This window comes from Variovorax boronicumulans (assembly GCF_040544675.1).
GTDB classification, from domain to species: domain Bacteria; phylum Pseudomonadota; class Gammaproteobacteria; order Burkholderiales; family Burkholderiaceae_C; genus Variovorax; species Variovorax boronicumulans_D.
Genome location: NZ_JBEPKK010000010.1, coordinates 1 through 20,538 on the forward strand (window position 1 = coordinate 1; position 20,538 = coordinate 20,538).

The 20,538-nt window shown below is 64.7% G+C and carries 23 protein-coding genes; 14 read left to right on the plus strand and 9 right to left on the minus strand.

Features of this window, described 5'->3' with window-relative positions; translation table 11 throughout:
• Positions 1-107 precede the first annotated feature (107 nt).
• The 3 genes from ABIC90_RS17800 to smpB all read right to left on the minus strand — a co-directional run bounded on the left by ABIC90_RS17800 (position 108) and on the right by smpB (position 2,704).
• Positions 108-1,550 carry a hypothetical protein gene (locus ABIC90_RS17800; RefSeq protein WP_354356262.1) on the minus strand — a complete coding sequence of 481 codons (1,443 nt, stop codon included), beginning with the start codon at positions 1,548-1,550 and terminating at the stop codon, positions 108-110.
• An 89-nt stretch (positions 1,551-1,639) separates the two neighbouring features.
• Positions 1,640-2,032 carry a COG4315 family predicted lipoprotein gene (locus tag ABIC90_RS17805; RefSeq protein WP_354356264.1) on the minus strand — a complete coding sequence of 131 codons (393 nt, stop codon included), beginning with the start codon at positions 2,030-2,032 and terminating at the stop codon, positions 1,640-1,642.
• 195 nt (positions 2,033-2,227) lie between these two features.
• The gene (smpB, locus tag ABIC90_RS17810) at positions 2,228-2,704 is read right to left on the minus strand and encodes an SsrA-binding protein SmpB (protein ID WP_198784005.1); all 477 of its coding nucleotides are present in this window, start codon (positions 2,702-2,704) and stop codon (positions 2,228-2,230) included.
• A 62-nt stretch (positions 2,705-2,766) separates the two neighbouring features.
• On the opposite strand from smpB, the gene ABIC90_RS17815 reads away from it, so the two are divergent.
• Both ABIC90_RS17815 and ABIC90_RS17820 read left to right on the plus strand, forming a co-directional pair.
• Positions 2,767-3,213, plus strand: a complete 447-nt coding sequence (locus ABIC90_RS17815) for a type II toxin-antitoxin system RatA family toxin (RefSeq protein ID WP_354356266.1) — start codon at positions 2,767-2,769, stop codon at positions 3,211-3,213.
• Positions 3,213-3,548 carry an RnfH family protein gene (locus tag ABIC90_RS17820; protein WP_354356680.1) on the plus strand — a complete coding sequence of 112 codons (336 nt, stop codon included), beginning with the start codon at positions 3,213-3,215 and terminating at the stop codon, positions 3,546-3,548. The genes ABIC90_RS17815 and ABIC90_RS17820 overlap by 1 nt, the downstream gene beginning before the upstream one ends.
• Positions 3,549-3,558: 10 nt before the next feature.
• On the opposite strand, the gene ABIC90_RS17825 is transcribed toward ABIC90_RS17820, so the two are convergent.
• A complete protein-coding gene (locus tag ABIC90_RS17825) occupies positions 3,559-4,083 on the minus strand; it encodes a DUF4124 domain-containing protein (RefSeq protein ID WP_354356268.1) in 525 nt (174 codons plus the stop codon).
• 129 nt (positions 4,084-4,212) lie between these two features.
• Between ABIC90_RS17825 and guaB the strand changes: the two genes are divergently transcribed.
• From guaB to guaA, 4 genes are all read left to right on the plus strand, one after another.
• Positions 4,213-5,682, plus strand: a complete 1,470-nt coding sequence (gene guaB, locus ABIC90_RS17830; RefSeq protein ID WP_354356270.1) for an IMP dehydrogenase — start codon at positions 4,213-4,215, stop codon at positions 5,680-5,682.
• Positions 5,683-5,759: 77 nt separating this feature from the next.
• Positions 5,760-6,008, plus strand: a complete 249-nt coding sequence (locus ABIC90_RS17835) for a type II toxin-antitoxin system Phd/YefM family antitoxin (protein ID WP_307599618.1) — start codon at positions 5,760-5,762, stop codon at positions 6,006-6,008.
• 11 nt (positions 6,009-6,019) lie between these two features.
• Entirely contained in the window at positions 6,020-6,439 is a 420-nt protein-coding gene (locus ABIC90_RS17840) for a type II toxin-antitoxin system VapC family toxin (RefSeq protein ID WP_354356682.1), read from the plus strand.
• 11 nt (positions 6,440-6,450) lie between these two features.
• Entirely contained in the window at positions 6,451-8,067 is a 1,617-nt protein-coding gene (gene guaA, locus ABIC90_RS17845) for a glutamine-hydrolyzing GMP synthase (protein ID WP_354356273.1), read from the plus strand.
• Between the two features lie 154 nt (positions 8,068-8,221).
• Here the strand turns inward: guaA and ABIC90_RS17850 are convergent, their stop codons facing one another.
• The 3 genes from ABIC90_RS17850 to ABIC90_RS17860 all read right to left on the minus strand — a co-directional run bounded on the left by ABIC90_RS17850 (position 8,222) and on the right by ABIC90_RS17860 (position 10,643).
• A complete protein-coding gene (locus ABIC90_RS17850) occupies positions 8,222-9,037 on the minus strand; it encodes a TatD family hydrolase (protein ID WP_354356276.1) in 816 nt (271 codons plus the stop codon).
• Positions 9,038-9,189: 152 nt separating this feature from the next.
• A complete protein-coding gene (locus tag ABIC90_RS17855; RefSeq protein WP_354356278.1) occupies positions 9,190-10,035 on the minus strand; it encodes a nucleotidyl transferase AbiEii/AbiGii toxin family protein in 846 nt (281 codons plus the stop codon).
• The gene (locus ABIC90_RS17860) at positions 10,032-10,643 is read right to left on the minus strand and encodes a type IV toxin-antitoxin system AbiEi family antitoxin domain-containing protein (RefSeq protein WP_354356684.1); all 612 of its coding nucleotides are present in this window, start codon (positions 10,641-10,643) and stop codon (positions 10,032-10,034) included. The genes ABIC90_RS17855 and ABIC90_RS17860 overlap by 4 nt, the downstream gene beginning before the upstream one ends.
• Before the next feature lie 682 nt (positions 10,644-11,325).
• Between ABIC90_RS17860 and ABIC90_RS17865 the strand changes: the two genes are divergently transcribed.
• The 4 genes from ABIC90_RS17865 (at position 11,326) to ABIC90_RS17880 (ending at position 14,929) form a co-directional block, all read left to right on the plus strand.
• Positions 11,326-11,877, plus strand: coding sequence for a hypothetical protein (locus ABIC90_RS17865; RefSeq protein WP_354356280.1), 552 nt, complete (start codon positions 11,326-11,328; stop codon positions 11,875-11,877).
• Positions 11,861-14,227: a TOTE conflict system archaeo-eukaryotic primase domain-containing protein gene (locus ABIC90_RS17870; RefSeq protein ID WP_354356282.1), complete on the plus strand. Its 2,367-nt coding sequence runs from the start codon at positions 11,861-11,863 to the stop codon at positions 14,225-14,227. The genes ABIC90_RS17865 and ABIC90_RS17870 overlap by 17 nt, the downstream gene beginning before the upstream one ends.
• Before the next feature lie 127 nt (positions 14,228-14,354).
• Entirely contained in the window at positions 14,355-14,648 is a 294-nt protein-coding gene (locus tag ABIC90_RS17875; protein ID WP_354356284.1) for an antitoxin of toxin-antitoxin stability system, read from the plus strand.
• Positions 14,645-14,929: a type II toxin-antitoxin system RelE/ParE family toxin gene (locus tag ABIC90_RS17880; protein WP_354356286.1), complete on the plus strand. Its 285-nt coding sequence runs from the start codon at positions 14,645-14,647 to the stop codon at positions 14,927-14,929. The genes ABIC90_RS17875 and ABIC90_RS17880 overlap by 4 nt, the downstream gene beginning before the upstream one ends.
• A gap of 109 nt (positions 14,930-15,038) precedes the next feature.
• Here the strand turns inward: ABIC90_RS17880 and ABIC90_RS17885 are convergent, their stop codons facing one another.
• Entirely contained in the window at positions 15,039-15,986 is a 948-nt protein-coding gene (locus tag ABIC90_RS17885; RefSeq protein ID WP_354356288.1) for an NADP-dependent oxidoreductase, read from the minus strand.
• A gap of 59 nt (positions 15,987-16,045) precedes the next feature.
• Here ABIC90_RS17885 and ABIC90_RS17890 point away from each other — a divergent pair, with 59 nt between their 5' ends.
• Positions 16,046-16,651, plus strand: a complete 606-nt coding sequence (locus tag ABIC90_RS17890) for a 2'-5' RNA ligase family protein (protein ID WP_354356290.1) — start codon at positions 16,046-16,048, stop codon at positions 16,649-16,651.
• Positions 16,652-16,689: 38 nt separating this feature from the next.
• On the opposite strand, the gene ABIC90_RS17895 is transcribed toward ABIC90_RS17890, so the two are convergent.
• Entirely contained in the window at positions 16,690-17,604 is a 915-nt protein-coding gene (locus ABIC90_RS17895; protein ID WP_354356292.1) for a LysR family transcriptional regulator, read from the minus strand.
• Between the two features lie 135 nt (positions 17,605-17,739).
• Between ABIC90_RS17895 and ABIC90_RS17900 the strand changes: the two genes are divergently transcribed.
• From ABIC90_RS17900 to ABIC90_RS17910, 3 genes are read left to right on the plus strand one after another with little or no spacing between them, the layout of a single operon-like run.
• Positions 17,740-18,729, plus strand: coding sequence for a 2Fe-2S iron-sulfur cluster-binding protein (locus ABIC90_RS17900; protein WP_354356294.1), 990 nt, complete (start codon positions 17,740-17,742; stop codon positions 18,727-18,729).
• A gap of 35 nt (positions 18,730-18,764) precedes the next feature.
• Positions 18,765-20,024 (plus strand): aromatic ring-hydroxylating dioxygenase subunit alpha, encoded by a 1,260-nt coding sequence (locus ABIC90_RS17905; RefSeq protein ID WP_354356296.1) that lies wholly within the window; start codon positions 18,765-18,767, stop codon positions 20,022-20,024.
• Positions 20,021-20,506: an aromatic-ring-hydroxylating dioxygenase subunit beta gene (locus tag ABIC90_RS17910; RefSeq protein WP_354356298.1), complete on the plus strand. Its 486-nt coding sequence runs from the start codon at positions 20,021-20,023 to the stop codon at positions 20,504-20,506. Before ABIC90_RS17905 ends, ABIC90_RS17910 begins: the two co-directional genes overlap by 4 nt.
• The last annotated feature ends 32 nt before the right edge of the window (positions 20,507-20,538 follow it).

Genomic DNA, 20,538 nt, shown 5'->3' on the forward strand with positions numbered 1-20,538 from the left:
CAGTGCGTACGTGGGCGTTGGGCATGGCAGCATCTCCAAGGATGCCTCACCACAAGCAGTTCTCGTGCCTACGAATTAACGGGACAGGACACTAGGCGCCCGAAGACCTACTCCGGTACCGCAACGGCGTCTGTCACGCCCAAACCGATCAGCCGGGCTTCCGTCACTGCACGGGTAAAGCGCCTTGCGAAGTCGTCGCTCATGCGCCAATTGCCGTTGTCCTGAACAAAGGTGAATTCGCCTCTCAGCGGCAGCGACTGCGCGCGGCCGATGGTGACCAACAGGCTGTCGTTGTATTCGACGACCAGCGGACAGACCTGGCTCTTGCCGTCTTCATGCACACGGCAGGGACCGGTAGGCTCAAAGTCGGCGATCTCGCGTTCGCGGTCGGCGTCAGCGATCACGAGGCCGGCGGTGGAACGTTGGCGCGCGCGCTGGCGTTCGAGCTGGCGTTGGAGCATCGCCGCTGCGGGCGAGCTCGACTGCAGGGCGGTCACGCCGTCACGGAAGGCCTTCTCCGCCGCCACGCGCCCGATGGGCTCGGCGTCGTAGAGCGGTTTGCCTTTGGCATCCAGATTGCCGAAGCGAGCCTCCACGATGACCGGGTCGGCGCCGCGCACCGTCATCTTGTCGTCCTCAGCAGAGGCCGGGCCAATCGTGTACGCAATCGGCTTGGTCTCGTCGCCCCGTGTCATTGTCGCCATGCAACCGCGGATGCGTTCGTCCTTGCGGTAGCCGATTTCGCGCAGGCCGCTCAGGCTTGGGATGCCGACCTCGCGCAGGCCCTGGGTGCGTGCGTCGATCGATACGCGGAGCATCAAGCCCTGCAGCGTCTTGCGCGTGGCGTCGGCATCGCAGGCCGGCACGCCCGCCGACGCGAAGAGGTACCAGCCCAGTCCGCCGACGATCGCCAGCGTGACCAGCCCGGAGGTCCACGCACCCCGGCGGTGCTTGCCTTGCGCGGTGGCCCGCCACGCGCTGACGGCCTTTTCGTCGGCCACGATTTTTTCTTGCGCCTCAGCCACGATGCGGGCCCGGTCCGCCGCCATGGCAAAGGCCGGCTCGGCCGCGACCTCTGCGCGTGTGGCCTCGAACAGTTCTTTGTCAAGTGGCCCGTCGGTCACCATCCAGGCCAGCGTGGCGGCCGGTGCGGCGGGCACGCTGCCGACCAGCGGCGTTTCCTCGAGGGCCATGTCCCGCGTCTCGGCATCGACGAGGCCATCGGCGAAGAGCGCGTTCACCGCTTCGTGCGTGATACCGCGATCGCCGAGTTCCACGAACTCTTCGGCGTCGTAGGCGATGTCGGCCGCATCATCGGCGGTGGCGACGGGCGGCGAGGCCTCCTCGAGCCGTTCGACGGTGGCGTCTATTTCTTCCTGGGTGACCAGGCCCTTCACGCACATCCAGGCCAGTGCATGTGCGGGGCGGGGAATCGGCGGGAGCTTGGCGGTTTCGGGATGAGCGAGCACCGCGTCGTGCTGCGCGTCGGTGATCAGGCCGTGAGAGAGAAGGGCGAGGAACGCATCCGGATTCGCAGCTGCAGTATTCATGCGGCGATTCTGCCGTGGCGCACGCGCCAACAAAAAAGGCCCCGGCAGTTGCCGGAGCCTTTGCGATCAAGCGATCACGGTGCAGTCGCTCAGGGGCGGGCGATCTTCCATGCGCCGCCGACGCCGTCGCCGGTCTTGTCCCCGGCCTTCATGTCTTTCACCCAGTAGTACAGCGGCCAGCCCTTGTAGGCCCACTGGCGCTTGCCGTCTTCGCGAATGATGATGGTGTAGCCGCCCATGGGCTTGGCTGCGTCGGCCACCGGCAACGGCGGCCAGTTGGCGGCGCACTGCGCATTGCAGGCGGAAGTGCCGGCACCGGCCGTGTCCTTGTTGAAGGTGTAGAGCGTCATGCCGTTCGGGCCGACGAGCACGCCGTCGGCCGTGCGCGTGGGGGTGTCAGGTGCGCTGGCGGTCTTGTTGGACATGCCACCGCAGCCGGCAAGCAAGGCCGCCGCGAGGATCGAGGCGCTGAGCAATTTCATGCAGTTTCTCCTTCAGTTGAAAAATCGCGAAAACAAGCCATGTGGTTGCGCGATCCGGCAGTTTATGCCGGGCTTGCGACAAATCGCGGTAGGCGAGCGTCGCCAATTCAGCAAAACATCACGTGGCAGGCTTGCCGGCCACCGCACAACCGCCGGCAGTTTGCGATTCACTCCATGCTGGGCAACGAACAGGCGCTATCGGCTGCGGCTCTTCATCGCGCGTTCGACCTCGCGCTTGCCTTCGCGGTCCTTGATGGTGTCGCGCTTGTCGTGCTCGGCCTTGCCCTTGGCCAGGGCGATGTCGCATTTGACCTTGCCGGCCTTCCAGTGCAGGTTGAGCGGCACCAGCGTGTAGCCCTTTTGCTCGACCTTGCCGACCAGGCGGCGGATTTCTTCCTTGTGCAGCAGCAGTTTCTTGGTGCGGATCGAGTCGGGGTTGACGTGCGTCGACGCGCTCTTCAGCGGGTTGATCTGCAGGCCCACCACGTACAGTTCGCCGTCGCGGATCACCACGTAGCCGTCGGTGAGCTGCACCTTGCCTTCGCGCAGCGATTTGACTTCCCAGCCCTCGAGCACCATGCCGGCCTCGAAGCGTTCTTCGAAGAAATAGTTGTACGCGGCCTTCTTGTTGTCGGCAATGCGGGAGGAGTTATCTTGTTTCTTTGTGGCCATGGCTCGAAAAGGTGGGGGCGCATGGCTTCAATACAATCCGTCGCGCACGCTGCACCGATTCTATGAAAACAGTCAACAAGTCCGTCCTCATCTGGTACAGCGCCGAAGAGATGTACGCGCTCGTCACCGATGTGGCGAAATATCCGCAGTTCCTTCCGTGGTGCGACAAGGCCCGCATCCTCGAGGAGGACGAGGCCGGCATGACCGCCGAGGTCGGCCTCGCATTCGGCGGCTTTCACCAGAGCTTCACCACCCGCAACACCCATGTGCCGGGGCGCGAGGTGCAGCTCAAGCTGGTCGACGGGCCGTTCTCCAACCTCGACGGCCAATGGAAGTTCGTGCCCGTGGGCGAGCAGGGCGAGCGCGCCTGCCGCGTCGAGCTGCACATGAGCTATGGCTTCAGCAACTTCGCCCTGCAGGCGATCGTGGGGCCGGTGTTCGACACCATCGCGTCCAGCCTGGTCGAGGCCTTCGTCAAACGCGCCGAACAGGTCTACGGCAGCGCTTGATGATCCAGGTCACGCTGAGCTGCTCGCCCGCGGCGCGCGAGGTGTTCGAGCAGGTCCTCTGCGTTGAACCCGATGCCACCGTGCTCGGTGCGGTGCTGGCCAGCGGTCTGCGCGAGCGCTTTCCCGATCTGGACTGGCGGCACGCCATGACGCCGGGCGTCTGGGGCAGGGCGGTCGAATGGGAGCAGGCGCTGAAGGATGGCGATCGGGTCGAGTTGTGCCGCTCGCTGACGGTCGATCCGAAGGTGGCACGCCGCGAGCGCTTCCAGCGCCAGGGCGCGCGGGGCACAGGCCTCTTCGCCAACCGCCGCAAGGGCGGGAAGGCCGGCTACTGACGCCGCTGGTTTATTTGCAGTCGCTGTCGATGACCGACTGAACGCGCTTCTGCTCGGCGGCGCGGGCGGTGTCGTCCATGATCTCGCGCTCGCCCTTTGAATTCACCTTTGCAATGCGAATGCCGCTGTCGAACGTGGCCTTGCCTTCGCGGGCACGGGCGCAGTTGTCGGCCTTGGCCTTGGCGACCTTGGCCTCTTCGGCCGCGCGCTTGGCCTTCTCGTCGGCCTCGGCCTTCTTGGTTTTCTCCTCGAGTTCCTTGTCGACGCCGCTCGGCTTGGGCGAGGCGGCGCTGTCGCGCGACTTGGGCGCTGCCGCTTCGGTGCCGTCGGCCGCGGGAGCATCCGTCGCACCGGTGGCGGACCGCGGCGGCGGCGTGCCCGAGCGGCGCAGGATGTTCTTCTCGGGAACATCGGGCGGCGGCGCCTGGTCGCTGAAGACCTTCTTGCCGTTCTTGTCGATCCATTGCCATTGCGCGCTCGCCGACAGCGGCAACGCAACGACACATCCCACCAGCAGCCAGTGCATCAATTTCATCCCCGAAGTTTAGCCGGGCCTTACGTTTTGCAACATACACAAAGGGTGCTTTTGCAACGATCCTAAAAAGCCGGTCGCCAGCGAACGGCTCGGGAGCCTCGTTACAATCCGTCTTTTGGAGCTTCACCCATGCGCCTTCTCGGCAAAGCGCTCACCTTCGACGACGTGTTGTTGGTGCCAGCGTTCTCCCAGGTCCTGCCTAAGGACACCTCTCTCGCCACCAAACTCTCCCGCAACATCACGCTGAACCTGCCGCTCGTCTCGGCGGCCATGGACACCGTGACGGAAGCCCGCCTCGCGATCGCCATCGCGCAGGAGGGCGGCATGGGGATCGTGCATAAAAACCTCACCGCCCAACAGCAGGCCGCCGAAGTGGCCCGCGTGAAGCGCTACGAATCGGGCGTGCTGCGCGACCCGGTGGTGATCACGCCGACGCACTCGGTGCGCCAGGTGATGGCGCTGTCCGACCAGCTCGGCATCTCCGGCTTTCCGGTGATCGACGGCGGCAAGGTGGTCGGCATCGTGACGGGGCGCGACCTGCGCTTCGAAACCCGCTACGACGTGCCCGTCAGCGAAATCATGACGCAGCGCGACAAGCTGATCACCGTGCCCGACGGCACCACGCTGGCCGATGCCAAGGCGTTGCTCAACAAGTACAAGCTCGAGCGCCTTCTGGTCATCAACAGCGACTGGGAGCTCAAGGGCCTGATCACCGTCAAGGACATCACCAAGCAAACCAGCTTCCCCAACGCCGCACGCGACGCCAGCGGCCGCCTGCGCGTGGGCGCTGCGGTGGGCGTGGGCGACGGCACCGAAGAGCGCGTCGAAGCCCTGGTGAAGGCCGGCGTCGACGCCATCGTGGTCGACACCGCCCACGGCCACAGCGCCGGCGTGATCGAGCGCGTGCGCTGGGTCAAGCGCAACTATCCGCAGGTCGACGTGATCGGCGGCAACATCGCCACCGGCGACGCGGCGCGCGCGCTGGCCGACGTCGGCGCCGATGCGGTCAAGGTCGGCATCGGCCCGGGCTCCATCTGCACCACCCGCATCGTGGCGGGCGTGGGCGTGCCGCAGATCATGGCGGTCGACAGCGTGGCCACCGCGCTGCACGGCACGGGCATTCCGCTCATCTCCGACGGCGGCGTGCGCTACTCGGGCGACATCGCCAAGGCCATCGCCGCCGGTGCCAGCACCGTGATGATGGGCAGCATGTTCGCCGGCACCGAAGAAGCCCCCGGCGAAATCGTGCTGTACCAGGGCCGCAGCTACAAGAGCTACCGCGGCATGGGCTCCATCGGTGCGATGCAGCAGGGCAGTGCCGACAGGTACTTCCAGGAATCGACCACCGGCAACCCCAACACCGACAAGCTCGTGCCCGAAGGCATCGAAGGCCGCGTGCCCTACAAGGGCTCGATCGTCTCCATCGTCTACCAGATGGCCGGCGGCGTGCGTGCGAGCATGGGCTACTGCGGTTGCGCCACCATCGCGGACATGCAGAACAAGGCGGAGTTCGTCGAGATCACGACGGCCGGCATTCGTGAGAGCCACGTGCACGACGTGCAGATCACGAAGGAAGCCCCGAACTACCGCGCTGAATAGGCCCAATCTGGCCAGACCTTGAAAGTCAGGCCAGACTCGGTTTAGAATTTGGGCCAGATTCAATTTTTCTGGCCCAAATGCAATCCATCGGCATCGCTGAAGCCAAGAACAACTTCTCGGCCCTGATCGACTCGGTCGAAAAGGGCGAGGAGGTTCGCATCACCCGCCACGGCAAAGAAGTGGTGCGCATGCTGCCGGTGCGCCGCAAGCCGGTCATCACCGACGAGCAGATCGCGCGCGAACTCGGCCAGATCGACGCGCTGCACGCCGCCATCCAGCCCGGTCTTTCATTGCGCGCCTTGCTCGACGAAGGTCGGCAATCGTGACAGCCTTCGTTATGGACGCCTCCGTCACCGCCGCCTGGCTCCTGCCCGACCAGGCCAACGAACACACCCGCAAGCTCTACGCCGCCATCCGCCGCGACGAGGTCGAACCGCAGGCGCCCAACGCGTGGCAATGGGAGTGCGCCAACATTCTGGCCAACGGCGTGCGCAGCGGCCGCATTCCCACGTCCGCGGTGGAAGGGCTGTGGAGCGTGCTCGATGCCATCCGCCACCGCGTCGAACTGCACGAACTCGCACCCGCCCAGCACAAGGCCGTGCTCGCGGTGGCCATCGACGCAGGCATCTCGACCTACGACGCGGGCTATCTGTGGCTCGCGAAGTCGCTCAACCTTCCGCTCGCCACGTTCGACGAGCAACTCATCCAGGCAGCGCCCAAGGCGGGCGTGAAGCTGTTCAACATTTCAACGCTCTGAGTCCAACGCCCATGCAACACGACAAGATCCTCATTCTCGACTTCGGCTCGCAAGTCACCCAGCTCATTGCGCGCCGCGTGCGCGAGGCGCATGTGCTGAGCGAAGTGCATCCCTGCGACGTCACCGACGAATGGGTGCGCGAGTACGCGGCTGACGGGCACCTGAAGGGCGTGATCCTTTCGGGCAGCCACGCGAGCGTGTACGAAGAAACCACCGACAAGGCCCCGCAGGCCGTGTTTGACCTCGGTGTGCCCGTGCTCGGCATCTGCTACGGCATGCAGACCATGGCGCACCAGCTCGGCGGCAAGGTCGAAGGCGGCCACAAGCGCGAGTTCGGTTTCGCAGCCGTGCGCGCCCATGGCCACACCGCGCTGCTCAAGGACATCGCCGACTTCACCACGCCCGAAGGCCACGGCATGCTCAATGTGTGGATGAGCCACGGCGACAAGGTCACCGAGCTGCCGCCCGGCTTCAAGCTCATGGCCTCGACCGACAGCTGCCCCATCGCCGGCATGGCCGACGAGGCGCGCCGCTACTACGCGCTGCAGTTCCATCCCGAAGTCACGCACACGGTGCAGGGCAAGGCGATCATCGAACGCTTCGTGCTCGGCATCTGCGAAGCCAAGCCCGATTGGGTCATGCGCGACCACATCGCCGAAGCCGTGCAGAAGATCCGCGAGCAGGTGGGCGATGAAGAAGTCATCCTCGGCCTCTCGGGCGGTGTCGATTCGAGCGTGGCTGCCGCGTTGATTCACCGCGCCATCGGCGACCAGCTCACCTGCGTGTTCGTCGACCACGGCCTGCTGCGCCTGAACGAAGGCGACATGGTCATGGAGATGTTCGAAGGCAAGCTGCACGCGAAGGTGATTCGCGTGGATGCAAGCGACCTGTTCCTCGGCAAGCTGGCGGGCGTGAGCGATCCCGAAGCCAAGCGCAAGATCATCGGCGGTGAGTTCGTCACCGTGTTCAAGCAAGAGGCCGCCAAGTTGAAGGCCGGCGATGGCGGCCACAAGGGCGCGACCTTCCTCGCGCAAGGCACGATCTACCCCGACGTCATCGAATCGGGCGGCGCCAAGAGCAAGAAGGCCGTCACCATCAAGAGCCACCACAACGTCGGCGGCTTGCCCGAGCAACTCGGCTTGAAGCTGCTCGAACCGCTGCGCGATCTCTTCAAGGACGAAGTGCGCGAACTCGGCGTGGCGCTCGGCCTGCCGCCCGAGATGGTGTACCGCCATCCGTTCCCCGGCCCCGGCCTGGGCGTGCGCATCCTGGGCGAAGTGAAGAAGGAATACGCCGATCTACTGCGCCGCGCCGACGCGATCTTCATCGAGGAGCTGCGCAACTTCAAGGACGAGAGCGGCAAGACCTGGTACGACCTCACGAGCCAGGCCTTCACCGTGTTCCTGCCCGTCAAGAGCGTGGGCGTGATGGGCGATGGCCGCACCTACGACTACGTCGTCGCACTGCGCGCGGTGCAGACCAGCGACTTCATGACGGCCGACTGGGCGGAGCTGCCGTACGCGCTGCTCAAGAAGGTGTCGGGGCGGATCATCAACGAAGTGCGTGGCATCAACCGCGTGACTTACGACGTGTCGAGCAAGCCGCCGGCGACGATTGAGTGGGAATGAGGGCGCGAAGAACGCCCATACAAATCAATGGCTTAGATCGAGTCGATCTCGGGGCACGACATCAATGGTGCCTCTCGAGAGCTCAAAGTTGTTGAAAGAGCTGCCGATCCCGCCGCCGACACTTGCGGCACCGGGGTAACAGCTGTAGTTGGGATCAATTGCCTGGAAGGTCGAACATTCGTCGGCTATTGGAACTGCAGGCTCGAATGACCTCGTTGACGTCGCGCCCAATCAGCTCTGCCACGCTGGCGGCGACCCAAGGAAGATTGGCCGGCTCGTTGTGTCCACGACGTTTTTCGGCATTCTTGGGAAACAGATAGGGGGCATCCGTCTCAAGGTGCAGTCGATCCAGCGGTATGGCCGGCAGGGCCTCTCGAAGCGCCTGGCCGCGTTGGAGATCTGTGACCCAGCCCGTGATGCCGATGTCGAGCCCCATCGCGAGAAAGGCTTCTGCTTCCACGCGGTTGCCGGTGAAGCAGTGCACGACGCCTCGCGCTCCGTCGGCAATCACAGGGGCAAGCATGTCGTGGAAATCGGTGAAGGCGTCGCGGCAATGAAGAAAAAGCGGCTTGCCAGTCTCTACAGCCATTGATAGCTGCTGCTCGAACGCCATGCGCTGCGCCTGGGGAGTCGAAAAGTTGCGGTTGTAGTCAAGGCCACACTCTCCAACCGCCACGACCTCCGGGCATGCCCAGAGTTCGGTCAGCTCGCGGAAGGCGCTTGGGTCGTACGACTTTGCGCCGTGGGGGTGCACTCCCGCAGTCGCGAAGACGGTGCCCGGGTTGGCCCTTGCAAGCTCAAGGGCCAGACGACTGGAAGCCACCGATGTGCCTGTCGCGAGGATCTGGCTCACGTTAGCCGCCCGTGCACGCATCAACAATTGATCAGTCAGCGGCACCAACTGCGCCGAGTGGAAGTTGACGCCGATGTCGACCAATTGCGCGCGTTCGAATCTTGATCCTGTGCTCATGCGCCGATGGTATGAGGTGCTGCTGATCGTCCATCTGTGCTCAGATGCGGGACTGTGCTTGAGTGCCGCCGCAGCAGGCACACCCTCGACGTCTTCATCGGCAATCCCGTACAGGATCGTTCCGCCGCCAGCGTTCGCGAAGGCAGTGCAATTCAGAGGACCCCGAGTTTCTGGAACTCGCCGCGCAACAGCGCGACGACCTGGGCGAGGTCAAGGGCCTCGAGTCGGTTCTTTTTCAGGAAGGCGGCCCACTGCCTTTGCTTCGCGGCATCCAGCACGAATGCATCGCTCAAGCCCGAGGGGAGGGTGCTGGGCATCGCGAGTTTCCGCCGATCAAACGTGGCCTCGACTGCGCGGCGCAGTTCGGCGGTTTCCAAGGCATCCTCGCCAAGCAGTACCCAGAGATCGAAGTAGTCCTTCATGCGGGTATTGGCCATGCCGAGCAGGCACACCGCATGAAACTTCTCGGCCACCACCGTGTATTTCGGATAGGAGCGCAGTTGCGGGGCGGGCAGGTCTTCGAGCAGCACCGGGTAGCTGACCGTCTCCGGCGCCGGCGTGACCGCGTCGCCAAAACCGATGTCCACCTGCAGCGCGATGCGCGCACCATCCAGCTTCGCCCGCAGGTCGATCCGCACACCGCCGTAGCCCGCCTCCTTGCGGATCACCGAGCCTTTGGCCGAGGCAGGATCGAATGCGATGCCATCCTCCACCTCGATCTGGCAGATCTCGCGGAAGGCCGCCACGGCGGTGTCGAGATCGTCTGGACCGACGCCCAGCAGGTCCGCATCCCGCGTCGGCCGATGTGGTTGGTCGTACCACAGCGAAAACAGCAGTGCGCCCTTGAGCAGGTAGTTGGCGGCATGCGGCGATACCGACAGCCGGTACAGGAGCCGCTCCAACCCATAGTGAGTCAGCGTCAGGTTGAAGTCCTGCTTCGTGGCATCGGCGCGCTGCTTCAGGCGGGCGCGGATGGAAGCGGCCAGGTTGCGGCTCATGCGATGACGCTTTCCAGATAGGGCCGCATGACATTGGCAACGCGATCCACCGTGGCGTAGTGCCAGAGCGCATCCATGGTCAGCTTGCGCTGCGACCAGCCATCGCGCAGCGCTTCCAGCGCCACGTCCAGGCCGATCTTGTTGCGGTACTTGAAACAGTCGGCCACCGTCTTGGCCGCGTTGAACACCGGGACTTTCACACCGTCGATCTCGACCGGCTCGATGCCCTCGGTCAGAGCGGCGCCCGACATGCGCACCACGCGCAGGGCAGGCTGGTCCAGCCGGGGTGTGGGCGAGTGATGGGGGATCGCCATCCAGACCTCGAAGGGCGCTTGCGTGCCGATGCCATGGACGCGCAGCGCCGACAGCAGGCACACCACGCCACGCGGCACGCGCAGGGCTACCTCGGCCAGAGACCGGTGCTCGCTGAGCGGGCGCCCTGGCAGGCTGTAGACGCCGCGGGCGATGCGCTCAAGCTTGCCGGCTGCAACCAGCCGGCTGAGCACCACGGTCGGAAGGCCCTGCTCAGCCAGATCTCGCGCGCGCAGCAGTGGCCGACGTCCGGCGAACGCGAGGACGGCTTGTTCGAGCGTGGAGTCCGAGCCCATCCCTGAAGTGTGTTGCAATAATTAGTCATTTGTCAATAAAAGACTAGCTAACGCAATGCCATTGAAGGCTGCCTGGAAATGCCGAAGGCGTGAGTTTCGGAACAGCGCTCCCACCGCGTGAGGCGAATCCATCCCGGAAGCCGGGTAGGACACCCTGCCTGCGCCGTCTTGCAGCCAGCGCGTTTAACGCGGGCAAAAATAGAGCCTTGGTTGCTGGCGATCGTTGACGATTGATAGGCAGGAGTGGCTTCCCCGCAAACCGAGCCCATCTCCGGCGCCAGTAAAAGCGCTCGTTTTTCGACGGTAGAAGTGACGGTAAAGCACAATGCCCCAACCCCTCAAACCAAGCGTTTATGCGGGTTTCCAGCCCTCGGAAACCATTGAGTGGGAGTGAGGGGCGCGAAGAACGCCCATATAGATCGATGGCTTAGATCGATCTGATGCCGTTGAGCACGGCATCCATGGTGCTTCTCAAGAATTCCAAGTTGTTGAAAGATATGGCTATTTGTTGCAGCAGGTCCTGCCGAAGGTAAGCGGGAAAGAATGCAGCGTTCCTCCTGACGGCATTTTTGCGTTGCTGGATTGACGCTGATCTTGTGCCGCTATTTGCTCGTGCAGAACGCGGTCGCGTGCTGGCGTCGCAGGGTGCTGCCAAGGAATTGCTGAAACCGGAGGAGTGAGCATGGCTACGAGGAAAGCGCCGAGTTGGAGCGACGTCAAGGACAAGCTCGCCGGCTTCGACCGCCAGGGATTGCTCGGCCTGGTGCAAGACCTCTACGCCGCCAGCAAGGAAAACCAGGTCTTCCTGAATTCCCGGTTCGGTCTCGGCGACGATGTGCTGAAGCCGTACAAGCTGACCATCGACCGCTGGCTTTGGCCAGACATGTTCAAGAACCAGGACACCTCGGTCGCGAAGGCCAAAAAGGCCATCGCGGATTACAGGAAGGCCGTTGGCCGGCCGGAGGGCCTGGTCGAGTTGATGGTGTTCTTCTGCGAGCGCGCGGCGGGCTTCAGCAACGATGTCGGCCTGCAGGACGAGGGTTACTTCGACGCTTTGGTGCGGATGTTTGCACAGGCTTTGAAGGTCATCGGTGCTTTGCCCAAGGATCGTCGGCCCGAACTGCTGGGGCGCCTGGATGCTGTCCGACGCCTCGGCCACAACGTGGGCTACGGCGTCGGTGAAGAGATGGATGATTTGCTGATCGAACATGGATTCGATGGCGCAGCGCGATGAACTCATCGCGCTGCGTGCGGAGAACAGCCGGCTGATCGCGCTGCTCGAATCGCACGGCATCGAATGGCGGGCGCAGCAGCAGTCGTCCCCTCTGCCCGTCGAGCCATCGGGACTGTCCACCGACGAGAAGGTCGCTATCTTCCGACGGCTCTTTCGTGGCCGTACTGATGTGTTCCCCGTCCGATGGGAAAGCAAGACCACGGGCAAATCTGGCTATGCGCCGGCCTGTGCGAATGAGTGGCGCGCCGACGTTTGCGAGAAGCCGCGCATCAAGTGCGGAGACTGCGGGAATCGTCTGCTCGTCCCGCTGTCGGACACGGTGATCTACAACCACCTGGCCGGCGGGCACACGGTCGGGGTGTATCCGCTGTTGGAGGACGATAGCTCCCATTTCCTGGCCGTCGACTTCGACGAGGCCGAGTGGCGGGACGATGCACAAGCGTTCATGTCGTCTTGCGCGGAGCTGGGCGTACCGGCAGCGCTGGAGGTTTCGCGATCCGGCCAGGGCGCCCATGCCTGGGTGTTTTTTGTCCGCCGCGTGTCGGCGCGCGATGTCCGCCGCCTGGGCACGGCGATCATCAGCCACACCTGCGCGCGCACGCGGCAGCTCCGGCTCACGTCCTACGACCGGCTGTTCCCGCATCAGGATTCGATAGCCAAGGGCGGGTTTGGCAACCTGATCGCGCTCCCGCTGCAGAAGGGCCCGAGGCACAAAGGCTTCAGCGTCTTCGTCGACGCCGAGCTGCGCCCCTACCCGAACCAGTGGGCGTTCCTGGCCTCGATCCAGCCCATGGACGTGCACGACATCGAGCCGACCATCCTGCGTGCCACGGGCGGCGTCCATCCGCTGGACGTCACCTTCATTGACGACGAGGACTTGGCTACGCCGTGGACACGCGAGAGCACGGCGTCGAACAAGCTGACAGGGTCGATGCCCCGCTCGCTGACGCTGACCCTTGCCAACCTGATCTACTTCGAGAAGGCGCAACTGCCTCAGCCCTTGGCCAATCGCCTGATCCGCTTGGCGGCGTTCCAGAACCCTGAGTTCTACAAGGCGCAGGCGATGCGAATGTCGGTGTGGGACAAGCCGCGCGTCATCGGCTGCGCCGAGAACTACCCGCAGCACATCGCGTTGCCCCGTGGGTGTCTGGGCGCTGCGCTGTCGTTGCTGCGCGAGAACGGCATCGCCTGCGACCTGCGAGACGAGCGCTTCAGCGGTCAGCCGTTGGACGTATCGTTCGTCGGCAATCTGCGTCCAGATCAGGAGGCCGCTGTCGCCGCGATGCTGTCCTTCGATGCCGGCGTACTGTGCGCCCCAACGGCCTTCGGCAAGACGGTCACTGCTGCCGCGATGATCGCGCGCCGGGGTGTCAACACCCTGGTGCTGGTGCATCGCACCGAGCTGGCGAAGCAGTGGCAGGAGCGGCTCCATGCCTTTCTTGGCGTCGGTAAGGGCGTGGTCGGCACCATTGGCGGCGGCAAGGCCAAGCCGACCGGCAGAATCGACATTGCCGTGATGCAGTCCCTGTCCCGCCAGGGGGAGGTGACCCCACTGGTCGAGGACTACGGCCACGTGATCGTCGACGAGTGCCACCATGTCGGCGCAGCCTCCTTCGTCGCCATCCTCAAGCGGACCAAGGCCAAATATGTGCTGGGCCTGACGGCGACCCCGATCCGACGCGACGGCCAGCAGCCGATCATCTTCATGCAGTGCGGTCCGATTCGCCACACGGCGACCACGCCGGCCGGAGCGCCGCACGACCTGGCGGTGGTGCCGCGGTCCCGCCATGTCCGGATCGATCTGCCGCAGGACGCCGGCATCCAGGACGTCTTCCGGCAACTTGCCAACGATCAGGCCAGGACCGAGGCCATCGCCGCCGAGGTGCGCGACGCCTTCGCGCAGGGGCGCAAGATGCTGGTCCTGACAGAGCGCACGGAACACCTCGACGCAATCGAGGCAGCCCTCGGCGGCCTTGGGTCGGCACTCTTCGTATTGCATGGCCGGATGTCCAGAAAGCGGCGTGCGGCGCTGGTGGCAGGCCTTGAGGCACTGGCGCCCGACGCGCCGCGCGTCCTCCTGGCGACTGGAAAGTTGGTTGGGGAGGGCTTCGACCACCCGCCGTTGGACACGCTGATCCTCGCCATGCCGGTGTCCTGGAAAGGCACGCTGCAGCAGTACGCCGGTCGCCTCCACCGGGAGCATGCCGGCAAGACCGACGTGAAGATCATCGACTTTGTGGACACCGGCCATCCGGCGTTGCTGCGTATGTGGGACAAGCGTCAGCGCGGATACCGGGCAATGGGATATCGGATCGACGCCGAAGCCGGGTCTAACGAACCGCTGTTTTGATGCACTAATGCCGACTCTAGTGCGTTCGATTTTGAGCGAGCGCGCAGCCACTAATCGGCGAAGCAATGCAATAGCAGGTATCGACGTTGTATATACTTTGTAGGTGCCAGAGTTTTCGGAGTACCTCATGTCCAAAGAAGCCATGTTCACCATGAAGCTGGAGCCGGAACTGCGCGACGCCTTCATGGCCGAGGCCGAAGCGAGCCACCGGCCTGCATCGCAGGTGGTGCGCGAACTGATGCGCGAGTTCATCGAGCGGCAACGGCAGGCCCGTGAGTACGACAGCTTCCTGCGCGCCAAGGTCGACACGGCGCGCGCGCAGATCTCGTCCGGTCAATACGCCAGTGACGCCGAGGTCGAGGCGCGCTTTGCCGCTCGCCGCACTGCACTGCGGGACAAAGCCGGCGGCGCTGACGCATGAGGGTCGTGTGGACCCTGTCCGCCGAGCAAGACCGCGCCGACATCGTCGACTTCATCGCGCAGGACAACCCGCTCGCCGCCATCCGCATGGATGAGCTTTTCTCGGCAGCTGTCGGCCGGCTGGCCGAGCACCCCCTGCTGGGACGGGCCGGACAGATCCCGGGCACCCGCGAGTTGGTCCCGCACGAGAGCTATCGGCTGGTCTATGACGTACGGGCCGATATCGTCTGGATCTTGACCTTGGTGCATACCGCTCGCCTGTGGCCACCGACGCGGTCGTGATCGGAGGCTAGCAAAAGCGCTCGGCTTCGACGGTAGATGCTGAGTTGAATGAGATCCGCGGGGAGGATCTCGACATTCACGCCCTTGCAACCAGCGGCGAGCTCGTCAGCTACCTCATTTGCACCACGACCTTGCCCTTGGCGCGCCCGCTCTCGACGTAGGCCAGGGCTTTGTGGGTGTCCTGAAACGGGAATACCTTGTCGACAACCGGGCGGATTGCGCCTGATTCGACGAGGGCGGTGATCTCGCGCAACTGCGCCCCATCGGCCCGCATGAAGACGAACGAGTATTCGCCCCCGATCTTCCTGGCCTTCTTCCTGATGCCGAAACTCAGCAGGCGCAGCACCTGCCGGAGCGGCCAGGCCAGTCCTCGCGCGGCGGCGAACGCCGGCGTGGGCGGACCCGAGATGGAGATGAGATGTCCGCCCGGCTTGAGAACTTGAATGGATTTGTTCAACTCGTCGCTGCCGAGGCTGTTCAGCACCGCGTCGTAGCCGCGAAGCACCGTGGCGAAGTCCTGCTGCTTGTAGTCGATGACGAGGTCCGCGCCCAAGGCCTTCATCCAGGCGATGTTGGCCGTGCTCGTGGTTGTGGCCACGAACGCGCCGAGATGCTTGGCGAGCTGGATGGCGAGGCTGCCGACGCCGCCGGAGCCGGCGTGGATCAGCACCTTCTGCCCCCTTTTCAGCCTGGCGGTTTCGACCAGCGTCTGCCAGGCCGTCAGGGCCGCCAGAGGCAGGGATGCAGCCTCGACCATGCTGAGATTCCCGGGCTTCGGCGCCACCGACGATTCCTTGACGGCAATCAGTTCGGCGAAGGTGCCGATGCGATCGTCGTCAGGGCGTGCATAGACCTCATCACCGGGCTTGAAGTTGCGAACGCGAGCGCCGACCCACAGGACCGTTCCGGCCACGTCATGATGGCGCAGTTGGTCGGCGCCCTGGTGCTGTCGCGGGCCTGTCCTGACGACTCGCCCCTCGCCGATGAGATTCTGGATGTCTGCCGTGCGGCAGCCCTGTCGAGGCTGTCGGCTCCCCTCGATGCGTAGCTGACGCATTCCGATCATCCGCCGCTTCACGACAGGCGGCACGGCTTTCGATACCGGATGATCGACGCATGCCAGAACAGCTTCTTCTCCCCGGAATCGACCCTCCGCCGCGGCCCCTGCCGCGGCCTCGAACCAAGGCACGCCGCAAGGAGCGGCTGCCGCACACGCTTTTCCTTGCGATCTTTCCAAGTGCACAAGATGCCGCATCCATTGCCGCGCTCGGCGCGCAATTCGACGGCCAGCATTCGCTGAAAGCAACGCCGGTCGCTGCGCCTCGCCTGCACGTCACGCTGCACGATCTCGGTGGCTACGAGACGGTGCCGCGCAAGAAGGTGCAGGCGGCATTCGAAGCCGCCGCGACCCTGACACCACCGTCGTTCGACGTCGTCTTCGAGCAGGCCATGACCTATGCCAATGCCAAGGCTTTCGTACTGTGCGGCGAAGAAGGTGTTGCCGCGTTGGCCGAGTTCAGGCAGCGCCTGGGCGAAGCACTCGCCGATGCGGGCTTCAAGCCCGAGCGCAGCTTCACGCCGCACATGACCCTCGCGTACACGCAGCGCAAGGTCGAGAAGCACGCCATCGAACCGGTGCGCTGGACCGCGGGCTCCTTCGCGCTCATCGACAGCCACGTCGGTGAGGGCGTTCACGAAGTGCTTGGGCGGTGGCCCGCATGAGCGAGCCGCCGATAGCGCCGCTCGGAAATGCCGGGCAGTCAGCCCTTGTCCGCAAAGCCGTCGAACAGCACCCCCCGCAACCACTGATTCCCCGGATCGCGGTGCACCTTCGCGTGCCAGAACAGGTTGATCGCAATCTGCGGCAGCGCCACCGGGTGAGGCCGCCACACCAGCCCGAAAGGCTCGGCGATGCTCTGCGCGAGCCGCTCCGGGACGGTGGCGATCATCTCGCTCGAACGCAGGATGTGCCCGATCGCCACGAAGTGCGGCACTTTCAGGCGAATGCGCCGGTGGATGCCCTGCGCGGCCATCACGTCGTCGGCCTTGCCATGGCCTGTGCCGGCGGCCTGCACCAGCACATGGTCCGCCGCGCTGAAATCCTTGAGCGACACGCTGCGCTTGCGCGCGAGCGGATGCGTGCCTGAGAACAGGCACACATAGCGCTGCAGGAACAGCCGGCGCTGGAAGACGCCCGCCTTCAGCTGCGGCAGCAGGCCGATGGCGATGTCCACATGACCGGCCTCCAATTCGTCGCGCAGGTTGGTCGCGGTGTTGTTGCGCAGCGTGCTGATGGTCACGCCCGGTGCGGCGAGCGACAGCGCCTCCATCAGCTTGGGCGTGAAGTAGATCTCGCCGATGTCGGTCATCGCCAGCGTGAAACTGCGCGTGCTCGTGGCGGGGTCGAACACCACCTGCTGGTTGAGCGCCGTGTGCAGCGCGCCCATCGCATAGGCGACCGGCTCGGCCAGCTGCAGCGCGAAGGGCGTGGGCTCCATGCCGCGCGCGGTGCGCAGGAAGAGCTCGTCGCCCAGCAGCTTGCGCAACCGGGCCAGCGCGTTGCTGATGGCGGGCTGCGAGAGCCCCAGCGATTCGGCCACCGCCGAGACGCGTTTCTCGGCCAGCATGCGGTCGAACACCAGCAGCAGGTTGAGGTCGATGTCCTTGAGTTGCATGCCGGACCTTTATTCATATCCGTGATGGAGTCGATTCACCAGATTCTATTGGTCAATCTGCAGGGGCCGCGCATCATCCGCTCCAGAGACAAGCCGGCCCCGACGTCGGCGTCAAAGAAAAGCGAGAGCCCCACGATGGACCTGCACATTCACCCGCTTGCCCGCACCCTCGAGGTCCGCCCCGGCGCGAACCTGCTCGAGGTGCTGCGCGAGCACCATGTGCCGGTGTCGTACAGCTGCATGTCGGGGCGCTGCGGTACCTGCCGCTGCAAGGTGGTTTCGGGCCAGGTGCTCGACTCGGGGCAGGACGCGATCCGGCCCGACGGGCAGGGCGAGCGCTATGTGCTGGCCTGCCAGAGCACGCTGACCGAAAGCTGCACCATCGAGATCCCCGAGCCCGACGAGGTGGTGGTGCATCCGGCGCGCATCCTGAAGGCGACCGTCACGGGCATTGACGTGCTCACGCACGACATCCGGCGGCTGCGGCTCAAGCCCAACAAGCCGCTGGAGTTCTCGCCGGGGCAGTATGCGCAGTTGCAGTTCGCGCCCGACCTTGCGCGACCCTATTCGATGGCTGGCCTCAGTCGCGATGCGGAGCTTGACTTCCACGTGCGCAAGGTCCCGGGCGGACGGGTCACGGCGCACATCTTCGAGCAGCTGCGCGTCGGCGATTCGGTGCGGGTGAGCGGGCCGCTGGGCACCGCATACCTGCGCACGAAGCACCGCGGGCCGATGCTCTGCGCGGCGGGCGGCACCGGGCTGGCGCCCATTCTTTCGATCATGCGCGGCGCCATCGCGGCGGGGCTGATGCAGCCGATCCATCTCTACCTGGGCGTGCGCTCCGATGCCGACGTGTACGGCCTTAGCGAGCTGCGCGAACTGCAGGCGCAGCACCCGGGCCTGAAGGTGCATGTGGTCGTCGTCACCGGCCCCGCGCGTGAGGGCCAGCGCCTGGGCCTCATCACCGATGCCATCCGCGCCGACTGGCCCGGCAGCCTCGACGGCTGGCGCGCTTACCTCTGCGGCTCGCCGCCGATGGTCGAGGCGGTGACGCAGCTTGTGCGCGCCCGCGGCCTCGCGCCCGAGCAGACCCATGCCGATGCCTTCTACCTTCAAGGCACCTGAAGAACAGACAGACAGAAAGAAAAAGGAGACCCACGATGACCACGCAACCCGTGTTCCCCATCGAACTGCAGTGGGAGAGCGACAAGACCAGCCGCATCCCCTTCATGGCCTACACCGACGAGGCGCTGCACAAGAAGGAACTGCAGCGCTTCTTCTACGAAAAGCACTGGTGCTATGTCGGCCTCGAAGCCGAGGTCCCGAACCCGGGCGATTTCAAGCGCACGGCCATCGGCGAACGCTCGGTGATCCTCTCGCGCGACGAAGCGGGCGTGCTCCATGTGTTCGAGAACGTCTGCGCGCACCGCGGCATGCAGTTCTGCCGCGAGCGCCATGGCAACAAGAAGGAATTCGTCTGCCCCTACCACCAGTGGAACTACACGCTCAAGGGCGACCTGCAGGGCGTGCCGTTCCGCCGCGGCGTGAAGCAGGACGGAAAGGTCCACGGCGGCATGCCGGCGGACTTCAAGACCGAGGAGAACGGGCTCAACAAGCTCAAGGTGGCCTCGCGCGGCGGCGTGGTGTTCGCGTCGTTCGACCATGAGATCGAATCGTTCGAAGACTTTCTCGGCCCCGACATCCTTCACTACTTCGACCGCCTGTTCGACGGGCGCAAGCTCACCATCCTCGGCTACAGCCGCCAGCGCATTCCGGGCAACTGGAAGCTGATGCAGGAGAACATCAAGGACCCGTACCACCCCGGCCTCTTGCACACCTGGTTCGTGACCTTCGGGCTCTGGCGCGCGGACAACAAATCGGAGCTCAAGATGGACGAACGCGGCCGCCACGCCGCCATGATCTCCACACGCGGCAATGCGGGCAAGGCCGCGCAGGTGACGCAGGTGTCCAGCTTCAAGGAGAGCATGCAGCTCAAGGACCCGCGCTTCCTGGACATCGTGCCCGAGCCCTGGTGGGGCGGTCCGACGGCGGTGATGATGACGCTGTTTCCGAGCCTGATCCTGCAGCAGCAGGTCAACAGCGTGTCGACCCGGCACATCCAGCCGGTGGGTCACGACGCCTTCGATTTCGTGTGGACGCATTTCGGCTTCGAGGACGACACCGAAGAGATGACGCAGCGCCGCCTGCGGCAGGCCAACCTGTTCGGGCCGGCGGGCTTCGTCTCGGCCGACGACGGTGAGGTGATCGAGTTTTCGCAAGAGGGCTTCGAGCAGAAGCCCTATCACCGCACGCTCGCCGAGCTGGGCGGCCGTGAGGTGGAGAACACCGACCACATGGTGACCGAGACGCTGATTCGCGGCATGTACCGCTACTGGCGCGAAGTGATGGAGGCCGCATGACGAAGAAACTCGATGCCGACGTCTATCTCGAACTGGCCGGGCTCTACGCGGCCTACGCGCATGCGGTCGATTCAGGCAAGTGGGACTTGTGGCCCGCGTTCTTCATCGAAGAATGCAGCTATCGCCTTCAACCGCGGGAGAACCACGAGCGCAACCTGCCGCTGGCCACGCTGTCGTTCGAGAGCCGAGGCATGCTGGAAGACCGCGTCTATGGCATTCAGGAGACGCTGTTCCACGACCCGTACTACCAGCGGCACGTGGTCGGGTTGCCGGTGGTGCACGCGGTCGATGACGACGGCGCGATTCACAGCGAAGCCAATTACGCGGTGTTCCGCACCAAGCTCGACGACCCCTCGACCGTGTTCAACGTCGGCCGCTACATCGACAAAGTAGTACCTACCCCAGAAGGCCTGAAGTTCGCCTCGCGCCTCTGCGTCTTCGACAGCGAAATGATCCCGAACTCCATCATTTATCCGATATAAGGCTCACCCCCAGGCTTGCCCACTTCGTGTGG